We start from the raw sequence: 5,475 nt of genomic DNA on the forward strand, positions 1-5,475 counted from the left end.
TGATGTCCGCACCGAGATGCCAGCGCCTCCGGTCTTCTGTTCGATCCGTCGATTGTCCGTGTGTTTATCGACATTTTGAGTTAACGCGCGCCTGACGCGATCACCCAACCGATAATTTGCGCGGCGCCGGCTCGGTGCAGGACACGCGCCGCTTCTTCAAGCGTAGCGCCCGTAGTATAGATATCATCCACAAGAATCACCGTACAACCTGTCAATGGAACTCCTTCCCACCGGAAGGAGTTTTTTATATTGGTATGACGATCCGTACGACTCAATGTGGATTGCGCCGGCGTGTGACGTACTTTGACAAGGTCTTTTGACCACTGCCAGCCGCGCTCCTGCGCGAGCGGTGCGAAAATTTCCGCCACCTGATTAAAGCCACGCTCGGCGTAGCGCTCCCGCGAGAGTGGAATCGGTACGCACAGAGCGTCATCCGGAAACGCATCCGGCCAGGGAAAATCGCGCAACAAATTTTGAAATACCAGTGGATTCAAATGCTTGCGTCCGAATTTATAACGCAACAAGGCGCTGCGCACGCCGCCGCGGTAATCCGTGCAAGCGTAACATCCCGTAAGCTTGCCATGATGACTCCCCGCAAGCTGTCGCGGCTGCCATACCTCGTCACGGCAATGCCGACACCACTCACCGTGCCGACTGACCGCCACGTGACAGCCGGGGCAATGCGGCGGATATAAAAAAGATAAAAGATATTGCCAAAAACTAGGCATCGATTTCTCCTGTCAAACGCGCACGCAAAAGGCTGGTGCGACCGGCTGTGTGTTGGGTGCGCAATGCTTTCTTGAACGCCGCCGGCGAACCGACAATATACACATGGGATTTGGCACGGGTCACTGCCGTATACACAAGATTTCGCTGCAACATGATTTGTTGCGAAGGCAGCAGCACCAACACTACCGTTTCGTATTCGCTCCCCTGACTCTTATGCACAGTCAGTGCATAAGCCAACTGCAGTTCCTGTAACTCACCGCGCTCATAGGTAGAATTTTTAATGCGAAAATCGACCGCGATATGTTCCTCGCCGACTGCATATACTTCGCCCAAATCACCGTTATAAACGCCTTTTTCGTAATTATTTTTCCGCTGCATGACCTTATCGCCGACCTGCAAACCGCGGTTGGATTTTCCCATGTATCCGTGCGCCTGCCGCTGCAACGCCTGATTCAATGCATCGACACCGCAGATACCTCGGTACATCGGCGCCAGCACCTGCATGGCAAACTGACGCTCCGGATCCGCGTAACGGAGCGTGCGACAAAGTGACAAAACTTCCTCGAGCGCTTCTTCTTCGGCGCAGTCGATAAAAGTAACGTCATCACGCCACACCGGCATCTGCCCTTGGCGTATGGCCGCGGCGGCCAGCGCAATACCGCTGCCTTCCTCCTGTCGGTAAATATGCTCCAGCCTTACGACCGGCACCGTATCCGATGCGATGATATCGCGCAACACGTTCCCCGGACCAACCGGCGGCAACTGATCGACATCACCGACAAAAATGACGCGGGCGTGATCGGGCACCGCCTCCAAAAAATGGTACATCAGGCTGACATCCAACATGGACGCCTCATCGATAATGAATAAATCGCCCTTCAAAGGATTTTGCGCATCACGCTGAAAAACACTTGCGTCCTCCACCAATCCCGCTTCCAACAACTTATGCAAAGTGGACGCGTCCTGCTCGGATGTTTCCGCAAGTCGCTTCGCGGCTCGTCCGGTCGGCGCAGCCAAAACAGTTCGCAGACGAGCTTGGGAAACAACCGCCAAAAGAGCCCGCACCAATGTTGTTTTGCCCGTACCGGGGCCGCCGGTAATCACGAGCACGCCGGTTTCCAGCGCGGCAAGGATGGCTTGAATTTGCTCGGCGGCCAACGTCACCTCTTCTTTTGCCGCCCACTTTTCCAAAATCATTTCCGCACCGACTACCGTCAGCGGTTCTACTGTCTGCAGACGCTCGATGTGATGCGCTACACCCGTTTCCGCTTCATACAAAGAAAGATGGTACACGTAAGCTGTATCATCGACAATCGTCACGGGATAAACGCCATACTCCAAAAGTTCTCCCAAGGCCTCGCGAATACGATCTTCATCGATCCGCAGAAGGCGCGCCGTTTCCCGTGCCAGAGTTGCCAACTTCAAGCAACTGTGACCGCGTTCGGCTCCCCGCAGAAGCACTTCATTCACACCCGCTTCGATCCGATCCATGGAATCTTGCGGCATCCCCGCGTGCATGGCCAGCGCATCGGCACTGCGAAACGGAAATCCTTCCACATCGCGCGCCAGTCGATACGGATCATTTTCCAGCACCGTCAGAGCCGATTCCCCGTATTGCTTTTGCAATACCGCGGCAAATCGTCCGGCCACGCCCGCTTCCTCCAGCGCCAACGTCAGCGCATGCAAGTCGCTTACTTCGTGGTATGTCTGCGCAAAATTGCGCCAAGTGGTTTCACCGATACCGCGCACTTCCGCTAACCGTTCGGGCGATGTATCCAAAACGGCAAGCGTTTCCTCACCGAAATGATCCACAATTCGTTTGGCAAGTGCGGGACCGATGCCGCGAAACAGGCCCGAACCGAGATAACGAACGATGCCGGCGGCGCTTTGCGGGCGCACTCTTCGCAACGCGGTAATGCGCAGCTGTCGTCCGAAGCGCGGATGTTCCACCCATGTACCGCTGACTTCGACCTCTTCACCGACAAGCGGCGCGCTCACATTACCGACCAATGTCCAGCTTTTATACTGCTGCGACGGTCGCATTTTGAACACGCAAAAAGAATCGTCTGCCGCTGCAAAAATAATACTTTCCACGGTACCGGCAAACGTTTCTTCCCACTGTCCGTTCATGACTCCTGCGCCTTTCGGCAAATAGTCATAACCGCCTGCAAAAATTCTTCATACGCCTTTCTTTCTGTCCGGTTTACATCCGCGCTGAGCGTTTGGCGATTTTGCGCCTCACGCTCCGGATCGTAAACGGACAGCCCGTGCTCGCTTTTATAGCGGCCGATCGCCTGTGCCAGCGCGAGCCGTTGTAAAAAAAGCGGCTTGATCTGTGCATCCAGCGCACGAATTTCATTACGCCATTGTTCGAGTTCCGTCATATTTCCTCCTGTCTGTATTATAACCCACAGCAGTATTTTCCCAAGCAAAAAGAGGAATCCGAAGATTCCTCTTTTTACGAATGCAACATTCTGTGCAATACTTCGCCGATCTTGCGAATACCTTCACGAATGCGCGCCTCGTCCATGCTTGAATAGTTCAGTCGGAAATAATTTTTCTGCTTTGTTACCGGGAAAAATCCTTCCCCCGGCGTAAACGCAACATTTTCTTGCAACGCTTGCGTCAACACGTCACGCGCATCACAATCTTTAGGCAGTTCCACCCAGATGAACAAGCCGCCGCGCGGTTCCGTCCAATGCACATCGGCCGGAAAATGCTGCTGCATAGCGGTCAGCATCACATCATGACGTTGCCGATATAAATCCGCATTCGCCGCGACATGACCTTCATAGTCCGCTTCCTGTAAAAACGCGGCCACTTGCCGCTGCACCAATGACGAAGTCGAAAGATCCGCCGCCTGTTTTACAAAGTCAGCGCGTTCGATGACTTCCGCAGGTCCCGCCAAATAACCGATCCGTAAACCGGGTGATAACGTTTTGGAAAATGTCCCCAGAAAAGTAACAAGATGTTTCGTATCCAGCGCTTTCAACGTCGGTAACGCTTCTCCCGAAAAGCGTAATTCACCATACGGATGATCTTCCCACACCGGAATTTCATATTGATTGACAAGCTCCATGAACTTTTGCCGGCGCGCAAGTGACCAGGTAATGCCGGTCGGATTTTGAAAATCCGGAATGACGTAAATGGCCTTTACCTTTTTTTGCGTGGCGAGAATTTCCGCCAGCGCTTCCGGAATTACACCTTCTTCGTCCATCGGCATTTCCACGTACGTCGGCTGCGCCAGATCAAAGGCATTCAGAGCGCCGATGTAAGACGGCCCTTCCACCAGCAATACATCGCCGGGATCCAGAAAGACACGAGCTAAAAGATCCAATCCCTGTTGCGAACCGGCCGTGATTAAAATATCGTCCGGCACTACGGTTGTCTGCAAATGATTTTGGAACCAATCGGACAGATATTCACGTAAGGGCAAGTAGCCGCGCGAAGGCCCGTATTGCAAGGCAGCCACACCGTCCTTGGCAAATACTTCCTGCGTAACGGCCGCTAACGTTTCAATCGGAAATGTTTCCGGTGCGGGTAAACCGCCACCGAACGAAATTACTTCCGGTTGCGCCGTCAATTTGAGCAGCATATCAATATCCGATGGAGCAAAATTCTGCGTTAATCGAGAAAACTTCATGCTCCAATCACTTCTTTTCGCGAGCGGTCATATTCTTCTAACGCCAAGATCGCGTTTCGATACATTTCTTTATCTACCTTGTACGGCATTACGTTCAAATCAAAAGTTTGCAACGCCCGTGTCAGAACCGGTTCCAATTCGTCGACCGTCACATCGACATCGGCAAGACAGGTCGGTAATTGCATGGCGCGATTAAAGTCATATACTTTCGCCAGCTCGTCGTCCGCGCCGTCCATCGCAAGCAACACCAATACTCCGTACGAAACGAGTTCACCATGCATATGGTTGGCTTCCACTTGCGGCAGCTCCACCAAGCCGTATGTAAGTGAATGCGCCACGGCAGTATTGTAATCCGGTTCCAGAAAAATCGAAGCAAAACCGGTGCTGACAATTACATTAAGGATCGTTTGCCGCAGCGCTTCGCTGGTTTTACCTGCCTGCGCGTCCTTATAACCGGTGACAGCCGACTGCATCAACGGCTCGGCACACATGCCGCTGAGCGTCACGCCCACCTGATTGGAATGAAGAATCGAACGATCGCGCGCGGACAGTCGGCTTTCATAATATTTGGCTACCGAATCCCCGATCCCCGCCCAAAGATACTGCGCCGGTGCGGAACCGATAATACGTTCATTAATAAACGTATGAACCGGTGGATGATTTGCGTCATAGGCGCGATCAAAACGATGGTCTTCCAAATAAACAGCCGCGATGCTCGTCACGGCCGCACAGGTCGCCGCAATGGTCGGAAATGTAAAAAACGGTTTTTGCAATTCGCCGGCGATGACCTTGACCGTATCAATCGCTTTCCCTCCGCCGACGGCAAACAACATATCCGCGTCGGCAACGGTAGGAATTTCCGCCAGTCGTTCGGCATTGGCAAAAGAACATTCTTTGCCGTACATTCGCCAATCCGTTACCTCCAGTGATGTCTTTTGAAGAGCCGCTTCTAATGCCGGCCGCGCTTTTGCAAGCGCTGTTTCGCCGCCTAAAATGGCGACCGTTTTCCCGTACGTTGCACAAACGGTTTCAATGGCTGCATACGCATCATCTCCGCCGATCGTGAACCCCGGAATATTAACGGTGTACGACTTCATGAAATC

Annotated in this window: 5 protein-coding genes; all 5 read right to left on the minus strand. The window is 53.1% G+C overall.

The window, feature by feature from the left end:
• Nucleotides 1-80 precede the first annotated feature (80 nt).
• Nucleotides 81-728: a ComF family protein gene (locus tag RDN69_RS05690; protein WP_288218355.1), complete on the minus strand. Its 648-nt coding sequence runs from the start codon at nt 726-728 to the stop codon at nt 81-83.
• The gene (locus RDN69_RS05695) at nt 721-2,859 is read right to left on the minus strand and encodes an ATP-dependent RecD-like DNA helicase (protein ID WP_273259900.1); all 2,139 of its coding nucleotides are present in this window, start codon (nt 2,857-2,859) and stop codon (nt 721-723) included. Before RDN69_RS05695 ends, RDN69_RS05690 begins: the two co-directional genes overlap by 8 nt.
• Entirely contained in the window at nt 2,856-3,113 is a 258-nt protein-coding gene (locus RDN69_RS05700; protein ID WP_273259902.1) for a chorismate mutase, read from the minus strand. The genes RDN69_RS05695 and RDN69_RS05700 overlap by 4 nt, the downstream gene beginning before the upstream one ends.
• Before the next feature lie 74 nt (nt 3,114-3,187).
• On the minus strand, nt 3,188-4,372 hold the full coding sequence (locus RDN69_RS05705; protein ID WP_273259904.1) for a PLP-dependent aminotransferase family protein: 1,185 nt from the start codon (nt 4,370-4,372) through the stop codon (nt 3,188-3,190).
• Nucleotides 4,369-5,475, minus strand: a 1,107-nt coding sequence (locus tag RDN69_RS05710) for an iron-containing alcohol dehydrogenase family protein (RefSeq protein WP_288218356.1), incomplete at its 5' end; no start/stop codon positions are given. The genes RDN69_RS05705 and RDN69_RS05710, both read right to left, overlap by 4 nt.

The sequence above is a fragment of the uncultured Negativicoccus sp. genome (assembly GCF_902480485.1).
Lineage (GTDB): Bacteria > Bacillota > Negativicutes > Veillonellales > Negativicoccaceae > Negativicoccus > Negativicoccus succinicivorans.